The sequence below is a fragment of the Brevundimonas sp. 2YAF1 genome, assembly GCF_052114745.1.
Lineage (GTDB): Bacteria > Pseudomonadota > Alphaproteobacteria > Caulobacterales > Caulobacteraceae > Brevundimonas.
Window position 1 is genome coordinate 402074 of record NZ_JBFRFI010000001.1, and the last position, 15110, is coordinate 417183.

Annotated in this window: 13 protein-coding genes; 8 read left to right on the forward strand and 5 right to left on the reverse strand. The window is 67.4% G+C overall.

What is annotated here, in order from left to right; genetic code table 11:
- The first annotated feature begins 8 nt into the window (after window positions 1-8).
- From AB4Y68_RS01835 to AB4Y68_RS01845, 3 genes are all read left to right on the forward strand, one after another.
- Window positions 9-1424 (forward strand): efflux transporter outer membrane subunit, encoded by a 1416-nt coding sequence (locus tag AB4Y68_RS01835; RefSeq protein ID WP_441453538.1) that lies wholly within the window; start codon window positions 9-11, stop codon window positions 1422-1424.
- A gap of 86 nt (window positions 1425-1510) precedes the next feature.
- Window positions 1511-2074: an RcnB family protein gene (locus AB4Y68_RS01840; RefSeq protein WP_441453540.1), complete on the forward strand. Its 564-nt coding sequence runs from the start codon at window positions 1511-1513 to the stop codon at window positions 2072-2074.
- Window positions 2075-2669: 595 nt separating this feature from the next.
- Complete coding sequence (locus AB4Y68_RS01845) at window positions 2670-5459, forward strand: M14 family metallopeptidase (RefSeq protein ID WP_441453541.1); 2790 nt, start codon at window positions 2670-2672, stop codon at window positions 5457-5459.
- Between the two features lie 64 nt (window positions 5460-5523).
- Here AB4Y68_RS01845 and AB4Y68_RS01850 read toward each other — a convergent pair whose 3' ends face one another.
- From AB4Y68_RS01850 to tpiA, 4 genes are all read right to left on the reverse strand, one after another.
- Window positions 5524-5649 (reverse strand): hypothetical protein, encoded by a 126-nt coding sequence (locus tag AB4Y68_RS01850; protein ID WP_441453543.1) that lies wholly within the window; start codon window positions 5647-5649, stop codon window positions 5524-5526.
- A 79-nt stretch (window positions 5650-5728) separates the two neighbouring features.
- The gene (locus AB4Y68_RS01855; RefSeq protein ID WP_441453545.1) at window positions 5729-7381 is read right to left on the reverse strand and encodes a CTP synthase; all 1653 of its coding nucleotides are present in this window, start codon (window positions 7379-7381) and stop codon (window positions 5729-5731) included.
- A 121-nt stretch (window positions 7382-7502) separates the two neighbouring features.
- Complete coding sequence (secG, locus tag AB4Y68_RS01860) at window positions 7503-7916, reverse strand: preprotein translocase subunit SecG (protein WP_441453547.1); 414 nt, start codon at window positions 7914-7916, stop codon at window positions 7503-7505.
- Window positions 7917-8023: 107 nt separating this feature from the next.
- Window positions 8024-8773, reverse strand: coding sequence for a triose-phosphate isomerase (gene tpiA, locus AB4Y68_RS01865; protein ID WP_441453549.1), 750 nt, complete (start codon window positions 8771-8773; stop codon window positions 8024-8026).
- Between the two features lie 131 nt (window positions 8774-8904).
- On the opposite strand from tpiA, the gene AB4Y68_RS01870 reads away from it, so the two are divergent.
- A complete protein-coding gene (locus AB4Y68_RS01870; RefSeq protein WP_441453551.1) occupies window positions 8905-10818 on the forward strand; it encodes a SurA N-terminal domain-containing protein in 1914 nt (637 codons plus the stop codon).
- Window positions 10815-12353 (forward strand): anthranilate synthase component I, encoded by a 1539-nt coding sequence (gene trpE / locus AB4Y68_RS01875; protein WP_441453553.1) that lies wholly within the window; start codon window positions 10815-10817, stop codon window positions 12351-12353. Before AB4Y68_RS01870 ends, trpE begins: the two co-directional genes overlap by 4 nt.
- On the opposite strand, the gene AB4Y68_RS01880 is transcribed toward trpE, so the two are convergent.
- Window positions 12350-12529 (reverse strand): hypothetical protein, encoded by a 180-nt coding sequence (locus tag AB4Y68_RS01880; RefSeq protein ID WP_441453808.1) that lies wholly within the window; start codon window positions 12527-12529, stop codon window positions 12350-12352. The genes trpE and AB4Y68_RS01880 overlap by 4 nt on opposite strands.
- Before the next feature lie 118 nt (window positions 12530-12647).
- Between AB4Y68_RS01880 and AB4Y68_RS01885 the strand changes: the two genes are divergently transcribed.
- The 3 genes from AB4Y68_RS01885 to trpC are packed head-to-tail and all read left to right on the forward strand — an operon-like array spanning window position 12648 to window position 15102.
- Window positions 12648-13238, forward strand: a complete 591-nt coding sequence (locus AB4Y68_RS01885; protein ID WP_441453555.1) for an anthranilate synthase component II — start codon at window positions 12648-12650, stop codon at window positions 13236-13238.
- A 5-nt stretch (window positions 13239-13243) separates the two neighbouring features.
- Window positions 13244-14296: an anthranilate phosphoribosyltransferase gene (trpD, locus tag AB4Y68_RS01890; protein WP_441453557.1), complete on the forward strand. Its 1053-nt coding sequence runs from the start codon at window positions 13244-13246 to the stop codon at window positions 14294-14296.
- A complete protein-coding gene (gene trpC / locus AB4Y68_RS01895; RefSeq protein ID WP_441453559.1) occupies window positions 14293-15102 on the forward strand; it encodes an indole-3-glycerol phosphate synthase TrpC in 810 nt (269 codons plus the stop codon). The genes trpD and trpC overlap by 4 nt, the downstream gene beginning before the upstream one ends.
- Window positions 15103-15110: the final 8 nt, after the last annotated feature.

Here is a 15110-nt window from a genome sequence, read left to right on the forward strand (position 1 = left end):
AAACGAAGATGCGTACCGTGGTCTGCATCAGTGTGGTCGGCGGCCTGGTTCTGACGGCCTGCGCGTCGGGCCCCAACTATGTCCGACCCACGACGCCCATCTCCGCCGCCTACAAGGAGGCCGTGGCGCCGACCGAGGGCTGGATGCAAGCCGTCCCGGCCGACGCCGTCGATCGCCGTGACTGGTGGCGGGTGTTCAACGATCCCATTCTGGACGCGCTGCAGCAGCGGCTGGAGGTCTCCAACCAGAATCTCGCGGCCGCCGAGGCCGCCTACCGTCAGGCGCGCGCCCTCGTGCGAGAGCAGCGCGCGGCCTATTTCCCGACCGTGCTTCTGGAGGGGTCAGGCCAGCGTGCAAAAGCCGCCAGCCTCGGCGGGGGAGCATCCACCGCCAATGCCTATCGCTTCGACATCGGCGGAACCTGGGCGCCGGACGTCTGGGGCGCCGTGCGGCGCGCCGTCGAGGCCGCCGGAGCCCTAGCCCAGGCCAGCGCCGGGGATCTCGCCGCCGCCAAGCTCTCGGCGCAGGGCGAACTAGCGGCCAACTATCTGCAACTGCGCGAGGCAGACGCCGAGATCGCCCTCGTCGCAGCTACGGTCGACGGCTATGCGCGATCGCTTCAGATCACCAGCAACCGGTACGACGCCAGGATCGCCGCCCGCAGCGACGTCCTTCTGGCCGAAACCCAGCTCGCCAACGCCCAGGCCAGCCTGTCGGCCCTGACCCAGCAACGCGCCCAGGCCGAACACGCCATCGCCGTCCTGATCGGACAGGTGCCCGCCGACTTCACCCTGGCCGTCGCCCCCTCATGGTCGCAGACCGCGCCCGACGTTCCCGTAGAGTTGCCTTCGGCCCTGCTGCAACGCCGCCCCGACATCGCCGCGGCCGAGCGCCGGGTCGCGGCGGCCAACGCCCAGATCGGGGTGGCGGAAGCCGCCTATTTCCCCGTCATCACCCTGACGGGCGACTATGGCGGAGCCGCTTCGCAACTGAACCGCCTGTTCGACGCCTCGTCCAGCCTGTGGTCGCTGGGCGTCGCCTTGGCCGAGACGGTGTTCGACGGCGGCGCCCGTCGCGGTCGAACGGAACAGGCGCGCGCGGCCTATGATCAGGCCGTGGCCCAATACCGTCAGATCACCCTGACCGCCTTCCGGAATGTCGAAGACCAACTGGCCGCGACGCGGATTCTCGCCCAGCAGAACCAGCACCTCGCCGAAGCCTCGGCAGCCGCCGACGCCGCCGAGCAGATCAGCCTCAATCAGTATCGCGCGGGGTTGGTCGCCTATACAGACGTCGTCGTCGCCCAGGCTACGGCCCTGAGCGCGCGCCGCGCCTTGGCCCAGTCCGTCCTCACCCGCCAACTGGCCGCCGTCGCCTTGATCGAGGCCCTAGGCGGGGACTTTACCGCCGAGCCGTCGTCATGACGCCGGGGCGCAACCTTTCAGAATGGAACGACGTTATGAGGCCTTCAAATCTCCTCGCAACGCCGTCGAATTCAAGGAGCTTCGCCATGAACCGTCGCATTCTGCTGACCACGTTCGTCGCCTTGACCGCTTCCACGGGCGCGCTCGCCGCTTCAAGCTACGCCGCTTCGAACCCGGATGCGCAGCACGGGCAGATGCAGCAACCGCCGGGAGATATGCAACACCGGCAGATGCAGATGCAGGCGCCCCGCAGCGATATGCAGCGTGGACCGCAAAGGGACATGGGACCCATGCCTCGCGGTGAACCGCAAAGAATGCCGCGTGACTACATGCCACCGAGCCGACCGGAAGGAATTCAGAATCGCCCTTCCTTCGACCGTGACTTCATGAACCACAACTTCCAGGCCAATGAAGGTCATCGCATTGGCCCTTATCACGGCCCCGAAGGCTTCGAGTACCGGCGCTGGCGGTTCGGTGAAATGCTCCCGCTGATCTTCTGGGACGAGCAATACTGGCTGTCGGACTACTGGCTGTTCGGCCTGGACATCCCTCCCGTCGGTTATGAATGGGTGCGCTACGGACCAGACGCCATCCTGGTCGACGTTGCTACGGGAGAAATCGTCCAAGTCGTCTACGACGAGTTCCGGTAGGCTGGTGGCTGGCGGTTGCCGCTCGTCTGGTGAAGGCGATCCGGCGCATGGCCGTACCGTCGGCTCCGGTCGGGCTCATGCGCCACTGAGCTGCCGCTTTGGCGACGTGACGGCTGTCGATGGATTTCGCTCTGGCCCTGGTCGACCCCGACGGTGCGGTAAATGCACCTCGCTGAAGGTTCGCCGCTCATGACGTCATGATGTGCTTCGGCCTGACCAGCGGCCGCTTCGTGATCGGTACGGTTCTCGGGAGACCCTTCGGAAGCGCGCTGTCAGTCCAACGCTGAACCGTCGGGTGGAGACGGCTGACCGCCCCATCGAGAACGGTCAATTTGACGATCCTCCGTCGAGCCCCCTTTGTTGGCGCGCAGCAGACGGTCCACGACCCCGGTGCTGACAACGACCGCCCCTTCGACGCTGTGCGACCGGCTCACCCTGCTGGACCTGGGCGCCGACGATCTCTCGCCAAGCCGCTAAGACCTGCTCGACGCTCGAAAATTTTCGGGTGTCGCCCCGCCAGACGAACTCCGGCTTTGACGAAGCCCGCGACAAGCTTGACTATGGATCGCAATCAGAAGACGTCCCAGGAGTTCGCATGACCCGAGTAACCGCCCCCTGGGCAGCTGGATTGGCGGCCTTGCTGCTGTCGGCGACCAGCGCCCTGGCCTATGAGGGCGTACTGGCCCAGCCGCCCGCCGCCGCACCGGCGAACGCATCCGCGACGACCTCGCGCATCACCTCGCCGCGTGAGGCCTTCGGCCATGAGGTCGGGGCCGACTACCACCTGATCAACTACACCCAGTGGGAAGCCTATCTGAAGACGCTGGCCAGCCAGTCGGACCGGATGAAGCTGGTCGAGATCGGCAAGTCGTCCGAGGGCCGCACCCAGTATATCGCCATCGTCTCCACGCCTGAGAACCTGGCCCATCTGGACCGCTATCAGGAGATCGCGCGTCGTCTGGCCAAGGCCGAGGGCGTCAGCGAGGAACAGGCGCGCGTCCTGTCCGCCGAGGGCAAAGCCGTGGTCTGGATCGACGGCGGTCTGCACTCGACCGAGACCGTCCCGCCGCAAGCCCTGATCGCCGCCGTGCACGAATGGCTGACCGCCGAGGACCCCGAGGCCCTGCGCGTTCTGAACGACACCATCATCCTGTTCGCGCCGCTGAACCCGGATGGGATGGAGCTGGTCTCCAACTGGTACATGCGCAACGCGGACCCGCTGAAGCGCGAGTTCGCCTCGATCCCGGTGTTGTACCAGAAGTACGTCGGTCACGATAACAACCGTGACTACTACCTGTCGGCCATGGCCGAGACGACCAACGTCAACCGCCAGTTCTTCCGCGAGTGGTTCCCGCAGATCATCTACAATCACCACCAGACGGCGCCCGCCGGGACCGTGGTCTTCATGCCGCCCTTCCGCGACCCCTTCAATTACAACTACGACCCGCTGGTCATGGGCACGTTGTCCGAAGTCGGCGCGGCCATGCACAGCCGCCTGATCGAAGAGGGCAAGCCCGGCTCGACCATGCGCAGCGGCGCCAGCTACTCGACCTGGAACAACGGGATGGAACGCTCCATCACCTACTTCCACAACGCCGTCGGCCTGCTGACCGAGATCACCGGCCACCCGACGCCGAGCCAGATCAGCCTGATCCCGCAGAACCAGCTGGCCCGCAACGATCTGCCCATGCCGGTCGCACCCCAGACCTGGCATTTCGCCCAGTCGATCGAATACTCGCAGTCGATCAACCGCGCCGTGCTGAACTACGCCTCGCGCAACAAGGACCGGCTGCTGTTCAACATCTGGCGCATGGGCCAGAACGCCATCGACAAGGGCAACACCGACACCTGGCGCATCACGCCGACCGGCGTCGAGGCCCTGGTCGAAGCGGCGGGCGAAAACGCCGGTCGTCGCGGCGTCGATCCGACCCTGTATGACAAGGTGTTGCACGATCCGAGCCGTCGCGATCCGCGCGGCTATGTCATCCCGGCGGATCAGGCCGACCTGCCCAACGCCGTCGCCTTCCTCAACAGCCTGGTCAAGACGGGCGTCGACGTGGACCGCGCCACGCGCGCCTTCACCGTCGGCGGCAAGACCTATCCGGCCGGCTCCTATGTGGTGAAGACGGCCCAGGCCTATCGCCCGCACGTGCTGGACATGTTCGAGCCGCAGGACCACCCGCACGACCTGCAATACCCGGGCGGCCCGCCCGCCCTGCCCTATGACGCGACCGGCTATACGCTGGCGCTGCAGATGGGGGTCAAGTTCGACCGCATCCTCGACGGCTTCGAGGCCCCGACCGAGCGCGTCGCCGACGTCATGGCCCCGCCGCCCGGCAAGATCGAGGGTTCGGGCCGCGCCGGCTGGCTGATCGATCACGCCCCGGTCAACGGCTACATCCTGACCAACCGCCTGCTGGCGGCGGGCGTGCCCGTCTATTGGCAGGAAGGCGAGACCCGCGCGGGCCGCGCCATCCTGGCCCCCGGCGCCCTGTGGATCCCCGCCGACGCCAAGGCCCGTCCGATCGTCGAGGCCGCCGTGCGTGACCTGGGCCTGAACGCCCACGCCGCCGCCCGCGCGCCGGGCGGCGACAAGATCGCGCTGAAGCCGGTGCGCGTCGGTCTCGTCGACCGCTACGGCGGCTCGATGGCCTCGGGCTGGACCCGCTTCATGCTGGAGCAGTTCGAGTATCCGTTCGAGGTGGTCTATCCGCAGCGTCTGGACGCGGGCGATCTGGCCAAGGATTTCGACGTCCTGGTCTTCGCCTCGGACATGATCCCCGCCAACCTGTCGGCGGCGGCTCAGGACGCCGACGACAAGCAACCCGAACCCGACGCCATCCCGGCCGAGTATCGCGGCTGGCTGGGCAAGATCACGACCGAGACCTCCGTGCCGCAGATCGACGCCTTCGTGCGCGGCGGCGGCAGCGTGGTGACCATCGGCTCGGCCCACCGTCTGGCCACGGCCCTGGGCGCGCCGGTTCAGGACGTGCTGCTGGGTGCGGACGGCAAGGCCCCGGCCTCGACCGACTTCTTCATCCCCGGCGCCATCCTGCGCACCGAGGTCGACAACACCCAGCCCCTGGCCTTCGGCGCCTCGGACCGGATGGACGTCTTCTTCAACCGCAACTCGGGCTTCCGCCACACCGGGGAAACCGGCTCCATCGTCCGCTATCCGCAGCAGGTGACGGTTTCGAGCGGCTGGGCCATCGGCCCGCAGAAGCTGTCGGGCTCGGACGCCATCCTCGACCTGCCGCACGGCGCGGGCCGGGTGATCGTGCTCGGCCCCGACGTGGTCAACCGCGCCCAGGCCCGGTCCTCGGCCCGCCTGCTGTTCAACGCCCTCTTCTACGGGCCGGCGACGACGGCGAAGTCCGGCCGATAGGCTCAGAAAGGCGGCGGGCCATACGTCCGCCGCCTGCATGGCCACGCCACGCGTCGCCTGGCGGCTAAAGATCCAGATGCAGAAACGTCGCGTTCGCCACGGCGAACAGCACGCCGAGACTCGCGATCATTCCAAGGATCAGGACGGCCTTGAAATGCCGATGCAGGAAATAGAGAATTTCACCCGCCATTTGCGTCTGTCCAGTGATTGCGGCCCATATTGGCACAACACTGGACAAACGCTGCAACAAGCGTGCGTGAAGCCCGCCGCTAGACCAGCCGGCTCTGAACGACCGCCGCGCCGATGAAGCTGGCGAACAGCGGGTGCGGCGCGAACGGGCGGCTCTTCAGTTCCGGGTGGTACTGGACGCCAATGAACCAGGGATGGTCCGCGCGCTCGACCGTCTCGGGCAGGACGCCGTCAGGCGACAGGCCGGCGAAAATCAGACCCGCCTTCTGCTCTATCGCCTCGCGATAATTGATGTTCACCTCATAGCGGTGACGGTGGCGTTCGCTGATCTCGGTCGTGCCGTAGATCTCCGCGATCTTCGAGCCTTCGGCCAGGGTCGAATCATAGGCGCCCAGACGCATGGTGCCGCCCAGATCGCCGCCCTGCTGACGCAGGACGCGCTGGTTGCCCTGGGTCCATTCGGTCATCAGGCCGACGACGGGTTCTTCCGCAGGGCCGAACTCAGTCGAGGTCGCCTTGGGGAAGCCCGCCAGGTTCCGCGCCGCCTCGATCACCGCCATCTGCATGCCGAAGCAGATGCCGAAGTAGGGAATCTTGCGCTCACGAGCAAAGCGCGCCGCCTCGATCTTGCCCTCGGCGCCGCGTTCGCCGAAGCCGCCCGGCACCAGAACCGCGTGGGCGCCTTGCAGACGCTCCTGGCAGGCCTGGGGATCGCCTTCGAAGGTGTCGGCCTCGACCCAGTCGATATTGACCTTGACGTTATTGGCCACGCCGCCGTGATGCAGGGCCTCAATCAGGGACTTATAGGCGTCCTTTAGCACCGTATATTTGCCGACCACGGCGATGGTCACTTCGCCGTCCGGATGCAGGCGACGGCGCACGATCTCTTCCCAGCTGGACAGGTCAGGCTTGGGCGCATCGTTGAGGCCGAAGTGGGCCAGAACTTCGCTGTCCAGACCTTGGTGGTGATAGTCCAGCGGCACAGCGTAGATGTCGGCCGAGTCCATCGCCTGGATCACGCCGCTTTCCCGCACGTTGCAGAACAGGCCGATCTTGCGTTTCTCGTCAGCCGGGATCGGCTGTTCGCAGCGACACAGCAGGATGTCCGGCTGAATCCCGATGGAGCGCAGTTCCTTAACCGAGTGCTGCGTCGGCTTGGTCTTCATCTCGCCGGCCGTCTTGATGAACGGCAGCAAGGTCAGGTGGACAAAGCAGGACTGGCCGCGCGGCAGGTCCTGGCCCAGTTGGCGGATCGCCTCGAAGAAGGGCAGGCCCTCGATGTCGCCGACAGTGCCGCCGATCTCGACCAGGACGAAGTCCACGTCCTCGCCCGCGTCCGTCTTGGCCGGGCTGAGGCAGAATTGTTTGATCTGGTCGGTGACGTGCGGAATCACCTGAACGGTCGCGCCCAGATAATCGCCGCGACGCTCCTTCTCCAGGATGGTCGAATAGATGCGTCCGGTCGTGACGTTGTCCGACTTGGCCGCCGAGACGCCGGTGAAGCGCTCATAGTGGCCCAGATCGAGGTCGGTCTCGGCGCCGTCGTCGGTCACGAAGACTTCGCCGTGCTGATAGGGGCTCATCGTCCCCGGATCGACGTTCAGATAAGGGTCCAGCTTGCGCAGACGGACCTTGTAACCTCGCGCCTGCAAAAGAGCGCCGAGAGCGGCGGAGGCGAGGCCTTTTCCTAGCGAGGAAACCACGCCGCCGGTGATGAACACATAGCGAGCCATGGGCGGACACCTTACTCCATGATTCGCGGCGGGAGCATGGCCCGACGCAAAACAACCGTTGAACAAAAGAAGAAAGCGCGCCGTAGGGCGCGCTTTCTGGAATTCGTGACTGTCGGACCGACTAGGGTGCCGGAGCCGGCGTCGCGGGGGTCGAGGCCGCCGGCAGGCTGGCCTCCAGATCGTCGAGCGACGGTGCTGCGGGCTTGGCCGGAGCGACTTGCGCCGGCTGTTCGGCCGGAGCGGTCTGCTGTTCGTTGCCGACCGCGATGGCGCCGACGGCGTCCGCATCGATCACCGAACGCGAGCCGCGAGCGAAGTTGCCCGCGATGGTCAGGCTGATGGCGCACACGAAGAAGAGCACGGCCAGAACCGAAGTCGCCCGGGTCAGCAGGTTGCCCGCGCCGCGGGCGGTCATGAAGCCCGACGGGCCTCCGCCCATGCCCAGGGCGCCGCCCTCAGAGCGTTGCAGCAGGATCACGGCTGCCAAAGCGACCGAGATCAGGATCATGGCGACGAGCAAGATGGTCTGGAGCATGGTGTCAATCATGTGGGCGCGCAGATGCGCCGATCAAGCGGCGGCGTCTAACACCGATGCGGGACCGGGGCAAACGCCGAACGAAAACAGGCCTGGCATAGGGCCCTCTAGGCGGCGCGGATGATGCCCAGAAAATCCTCGGCCTTCAGCGAAGCGCCCCCGACCAGGGCCCCGCCGACCTCGGCCACGGCTAGAATTTCGGCAGCGTTCGACGGCTTCACCGACCCGCCGTACAGGATCGGCGCGACCCGACCGCCCTCGCCCAGCCGCGCAACCATGGCGGCGCGCACGGCGACGTGAACTTCCTCGATCTGTTCCAGCGTCGGCGTCAGGCCCGTGCCGATGGCCCAGACCGGCTCATAGGCGACGGCGAAAGCCTTGCCGGACAGCCTGGCCGGCAACGAACCAGCCACTTGGCGGCTGACCACCTCGACCGCCTGACCCGCTTCACGTTCGGCCAGGGTCTCGCCGATGCAGATGATCGGCTCCAGACCCGCGGCCAGCGCGGCTTCGACCTTGGCGGCGACGTCCGCGTCGCTTTCCCCGAATCCGGCGCGGCGTTCGGAGTGGCCGAGAATCACCAGGGTCGCCCCAGCGTCGGCTAGCATGGCGGCGGAGACGGAACCCGTGAAAGCGCCCGAGGCCTCCGCGTGACAGTCCTGACCGCCCAGTTCGACCGGGCTTCCGGCCAAGGCGCGCGCCATCCGCTCGGTCAGGGTTGCAGGCGGGCACAGCGCCACGCGGCAGGCAGCGGCCTGTTCCTGCAAGGCTTTAGCCAGCGCTTCACCCTCGCCCAGGCTCACGCCCAGGCCGTTCATTTTCCAGTTGCCGGCGACCAGCTTCACAGATTGTTTCATGGGGCCTGTTTAGGCGCCGTTGTCGCGGAAGCCAAGATGTTGGGGTGCGTCCGCTTGCGGCGCCCTAGGGACTGCCCTTATAGGCGAGCGTGGCGCCCCTTTGACGCCGGCCCTCGTCAGGTTCTGTCTCGATGATCTCGCTGTTCCGCAACTTCTCCAAGTCGAAATGGGCCGCCGGCCTGTTCGCCTTGATCATCCTCAGCTTCCTGATCGTGGGCGCTCAGTCGGATGTGTTCTCGAGCCTCGGCCCGAAACACGTCATCGACGCTGGCGACCGCAGCATCGGCGCCCAGCAGTTCCGCGGCGACTTTGAGCGCGTTCGCGCCAACCTGCAGGAGCAGGCCGGTCGCCCCGTGTCGTTCGACGACATGGTCAAGGAGAACATCCACACTCAGTATCTGGAAAGCCAGACCCAGCGCCTGGGCTTCCTCGCCTGGGCCTGGAACGCCGGCATCCGCCCCGGCAAGGAACTGGTGCTGAAGCAGATTCGCCAGATCCCGGCCTTCTTCAATCAGGTTACTGGCCAGTTCGATCAGGACCGCTACCAGCAGGCTCTGGCCGCCCAGGGCATGACGTCGGAAATGCTGGAGCAGGACCTGCGCGATCAGTATGTCGCCAGCCAGTTCGGCGCGGCTGTCTTCGCCGGCGCCCGCGTGCCTCGCATCTACGGCGCCCTGCTGGCCGGTCAGGCGCTGGAAACGCGCGACGGACGCTGGTTCACCGTGACCCAGGCGATGGCCGGTCAGACCCCCGACCCCACCGACGCCCAGCTGACCGCCTTCCTCAACGAGAACGCCGCGCAGCTGCGCCGTCCCGAATTCCGCATGATCTCGATCGTGCTGTTCAACGCGGCTCCGAACAGCCAGCCGGCCCCGATCAGCGAAGAGCGCATTCGCGAACGCTTCGAGTTCCGCAAGGCCGCCCTGTCGAGCGCCGAAAAGCGCACGTTCGTAACGCTGGCCGCGCCGAACAAGGAAACCGCTGACCGCATCGCCGCCGCCCTGCGCGCCGGCCAGACCCCGGCCCAGGTCGCCGCCGCCAACAAGATCGAGCCCGGCAACTACGTCGATACGCCGCAGAGCGCTCTGGGGGATCCGGCCGTCGCCGCCGCCGTCTTCGCCCTGCCGGTCGATCAGGTCTCCAACCCGATCCAGGGCCGCCTCGGCTTCACGGTCGCCAAGGTGACGGCCGTCACCGCCGGCGCCCCCGCCACCCTGGAAAGCGTCCGCAACGCCCTGGTCCAGGAGTTGCGCGCCGAAGACGCCAAGGGCGAGACCTACGCCAAGGTCGAGAAGTACGAAAAGGCCCGTCAAGACGGCAAAAACCTGGCCGACGCCGCCCAGTCGGTCGGCGCGCGCCTGGTGCAACTGCCGCCCTTCACCGCCGACGGCCGCCTGCCGGATGGTCAGCCGCTGAACGCTCCGCGTCAGATCTTCGAGTCGGCTTACGCCCTGTCCAAGGGCGGCGAGAGCGACATCATCGACGCTGGCGAAGGCCAGTATTTCGCCGTCCGCGTCGACGACATCCGCCCGGCCTCGCTGCCGACCCTGGCTGAAGTCCGCGCACCGCTGGCCCAGCAATGGACCCTGCGCGAAAACGCTCGTCGCCTGTCGGCCAAGGCCGAGGAACTGGCCGGTCGCGTCCGCGCCGGCGAGGACATCGCCAAGGTGGCCGCCACCTCCGGCGCCGAACTGACCACCCGCGCCGGCGTCCAGCAGAGCCGCGACAGCCAGACCCAACTGGGCGAAGGCGTGCTGCGCGGCCTGTTCGGTCAGGGCAAGGGCCAGGTCTTCAGCGGCGCCCAGTCGCAGACCAGCTTCGTGGTCGGCCATGTCGACGCCATCCACGGCGCCGTCCCGGCCCTCGCCGCCCCGCTGGTCGAGCAGGTGCGTCCGCGCCTGACCCAGGCGCTGGCCAACGCCATGGTCGAACAGAGCTTCACCGCCGCCGCCGTCCGCACCAAGGCCAAGAACGACCCGGCAGCCGCCCTGGCCGCTCTGGGTGTTGAAGCTCCGGCGGCTCCGGCCGCGCCCGTCAAGAAATGAGCCCAGGCCTCGGACAAGAAACCGAACGCGCCGCGTTTGTCTCGGGCCTGACGTCGGGCCACCCCCAGGTCGTCGTGCGTCGCTTGATCGACGACCTGGAGACGCCCGTCTCGGCCTTCCTCAAGGTCGGTCACGGGCGGCCCTACGCCAGCCTGCTGGAATCGGTCGAAGGCGGCGCGGTCAACGGCCGCTATTCGATCGTCACCCTGGCTCCCGATGTTGTCTGGCGCTGCCGTGACGGTCAGGCCGAGATGGCGCGCGGCGAGGCCGTCCTGGCCCACCGCTTCACGCTTGAGGACCGGCCTGCGCTGGACTCCCTGCGCGCCTTGATCGCGGCCACCAAGTTCGACCTGCCCGACGACCTGCCGCCCATGGCCGCCGGCCTGTTCGGCGTCTTCGGCTATGACATGGTGCGGCTGCTGGAGCCGCTAGGCCCTGCCAACCCGGACCCGCTGAACCTGCCCGACGCCGTCATGGCGCGCCCGTCGCTGGTCGCGATCTTCGATTCGGTAAAGCACGAGATCGTCCTGATCGCCGCCGCCTATCCCGACAGCGGCGCCGAGCCCGACACGGCTTTCTCGGCGGCCATTGCACGCCTTGACGATTTCGAGGAGCGCCTGCGCAGCCCGCTGCCGATCCAGCGCGAGGCCGAGCCTCTGCCCGCGCCCGATTTCCACACGCCCGTCGACGCCGCCGGTTTCGACGCCATGGTCGCCAAGGCCAAGGACTACATCACCGCTGGCGACATCTTCCAGGTCGTGTTGGCCCACCGCTTCTCGGCGCCGTGGAGCCAGGACCCGTTCGCCTTTTATCGGTCGCTGCGTCGCGGCAATCCATCGCCCTATCTGTTCTTCCTAGACTACGTCGATTTCCAGCTGGCCGGGTCCAGTCCGGAAATCCTGGTCCGGTTGAAGGACGGCCGCGTCACCATCCGCCCCCTGGCCGGCACCCGCCCGCGCGGCGCCACGCCCGAGGCGGACAAGGCCCTGGAAGCCGAGCTTCTGGCCGATCCCAAGGAACGCGCCGAACACCTGATGCTGCTCGACCTGGGCCGCAACGACGTCGGTCGGGTCTCATCGCCCGGCTCGGTCGAGGTGACGGAAAGCTTCGTCGTCGAACGCTACAGCCAGGTCATGCACATCGTCTCGAATGTGCACGGCGCCGCCGATCCCAAGCTGGACGCCGTGGACACGCTTCTGGCGGCGCTTCCCGCCGGCACGCTATCCGGCGCGCCCAAGGTCCGGGCCATGGAGATCATCGACGAGTTGGAGACCGAGAAGCGCGGCGTCGGCTACGGCGGCGGCGTGGGCTATATCTCGGCCAATGGCGAGGCGGACATCTGCATCGTCCTGCGCACCGCCATGTTCGCTAAAGACAAGATTTTCGTTCAGGCCGGCGCCGGCGTCGTGGCGGACAGCGACCCCGCCGCCGAATACGCCGAAACCCTGGCCAAGGCCCGCGCTCCGATGAAGGCGGCCGAGGACTCGTGGCGGTTCACCGCGACCACGCGCGGCCAAGGCAACGGCTCAGTCTAAGGATTGGAAACCGTGGAACCCTGGTCGAACGACACGCCGGGGCCCACCACCATGCTCCCCGCCAGAAGCACCGCCGCCGTCGCGGCGAAGGCCGCCGCCGCCAGCAGGCGCAGCGGTTTCGGCTGCGGGGTGGGCGGCTCGTTCAGCATAGCCCGGGCGTCGCGGATGGCGTTCATGGCGGTCAAGACGGATTTCTTCCGATGGCGATGCTCTTGTATCGCGCGGACAGCTTAACGTCCGCTTTCGTTTCGCCTCCGCTTGGCGTGCCCTCCCTCCCGTCCTAAGAACCCCGCCATGATCCTCGTCGTCGATAACTACGACAGCTTTACCTACAACCTCGTCCACTACCTCGCGGAGTTGGGCGCCCAGACGCATGTCGTCCGTAATGACGACCTGACGGTGCAAGAAGCCTGGGCGTTGAAGCCCGAAGCCGTGCTGCTGTCGCCCGGCCCCTGCGCCCCGGATCAGGCCGGCATCTGCCTGCCCCTGATCACGACCGCACCGCTGGACATGCCCATCTTCGGCGTCTGCCTGGGCCATCAGGCCATCGGTCAGGCCTTTGGCGGCGAGGTCGTCCGCGCCAAGACCCTGATGCACGGCAAGACCTCGCCCATCCTGCATGAGGGCCGCAGCGTCTTCGCCGGCCTGCCCTCGCCCTTCACCGCCACCCGCTATCACTCGCTGGCCGTGCGTCGCGAAACCCTGCCGGACGAACTGGAAGTCACCGCCTGGACCGCCGACGGCGAGATCATGGGTCTGGCCCACCGCACCCGGCCGATCCACGGCGTCCAGTTCCACCCAGAATCCATCGCCACCGAGCACGGCCACGACATGATCGCCAACTTCCTCGATCTGGCGGGCGTCAAACGTCTGGCGGCGGTCTGATCGCCATGGACGGTTTCAAGCCCCTGCTGGCCAAGCTGGTCGACGGACGCGTCCTGACGCCGGAAGAAGCCCACGCCTTTTTCTCCGCCTGCCTGCGCGGCGAGCCGACCCCGTCTCAGGTCGCCGCCGCCGTCACGGCCCTGCGCATCCGCGGCGAGACGGTGGACGAAATCGTCGCCTTCGCCACCGCCATGCGCGACGCCGCCCTGTCGCTGGATCACTCCTTCGACGAGGTGATCGACACCTGCGGCACCGGCGGCGACGGCCAGCACACCTATAACGTCTCGACGGCCGCCGCCTTCGTTCTGGCGGGTGCCGGGTTGAAGGTCGCCAAGCACGGCAACCGCGCCATCAGTTCCAAGTCCGGCTCGTCCGACGTGTTGGCCGCGCTGGGCGTCAATCTGGACGCCACGCCGGCGCAACAGGCCCGCGCCCTGGATCAGGCCGGCATCGCCTTCCTGTTTGCCCCCACCTATCACGGGGCCATGCGCCACGTCGGTCCGGTGCGGGCCGAGATCGGTTTCCGTACGGTTTTCAACCTGCTGGGACCGCTTTGTAATCCAGCACATGCGACGCGTCAGGTCATGGGCGTCTATGATCCCGCCCTGCTCGAACCTCTGGTCGAAGTCTTGGGACGCCTCGGCGCCCGTCGCGCCTGGACCGTCCACGGCCAGGGCCTGGACGAACTGACCACGACCGGCCCGACCGAGGTGGCCGAGTGGAAGGACGGCGCCGTCCGTCGCTTCACCGTCACCCCCGCCGACGCCGGATTGCCGCTGGCCACGCTGGACGACCTGCGCGGCGGCGACGCTCAGCACAATGCGGCGGCGCTGAAGGCCCTGCTCGCCGGTGAACGCGGCCCCTATCGCGACATCGTGGTGCTGAATGCAGCGGCCGCTCTGGTCGTGGCCGACCGGGCCGCGGACCTGCGCGAAGGCGCTGAACTGGCCGCAGCCGTCATCGACGACGGTCGCGCGGCCGTCGCGCTCGAAACCCTGATGCGCGTCACCAACACCCCTATCGAACCTGACCCCAATCCTAAAAAAGAGGCGGCATGACCGACGTTTTGGCGAAGATCGCCGCTTACAAGCGCGACGACGTGGCCGCCCGCAAGGCCGCGACCTCTCAGGACGCCATCGAGGCCCGCGCCGCCCAGGTCTCGCCTCCGCGCGGCTTCCGCGCCGCGCTGGAACGCGTCACCCAGGACACCGGCCGTCCCGCCCTGATCGCCGAGATCAAGAAGGCCAGCCCGTCCAAGGGGCTGATCCGCGCCGACTTCGACCCGCCGGCGCTGGCCAAGGCCTATGAGCGCGGCGGCGCCGCCTGCCTGTCGGTCCTGACCGACGGCCCCAGCTTCCAGGGCGACGACGCCTTCCTGGCCGCCGCCCGCGACGCGGTCGCCCTGCCCTGCATGCGCAAGGAATTCCTGGTCGATCCCTGGCAGGTGGCCGAAAGCCGCGCCCTGGGCGCCGACTGCATCCTGATCATCCTGGCCATGATCGACGACGCCCTGGCCGCCGAGCTGCTGGCCGAGGCCGAGCGTTTTGGCATGGACGCCCTGATCGAGACCCACGACGAGGCCGAAATGGCCCGCGCCTGCGCGCTTGTAAGCGATCGGGACGACGCCCTGGTCGGGGTCAACAACCGCTCCCTGCGCACATTCGAGGTCAATCTGGCCACGACCGAGCTCCTGTCTATGCTCAGCCCCGTCAAAGCCTTGCTGGTGGCCGAAAGCGGCATTTTCACCCCCGACGACGTCGTCCGCGTCGCCGACGCTCACGCCCAGGCCATTCTGGTCGGCGAAAGCCTGATGCGTCAGGCCGACGTCGAAGCCGCCACCAAGGCCCTGCTGGCGTTAAGTTGACATTAGGC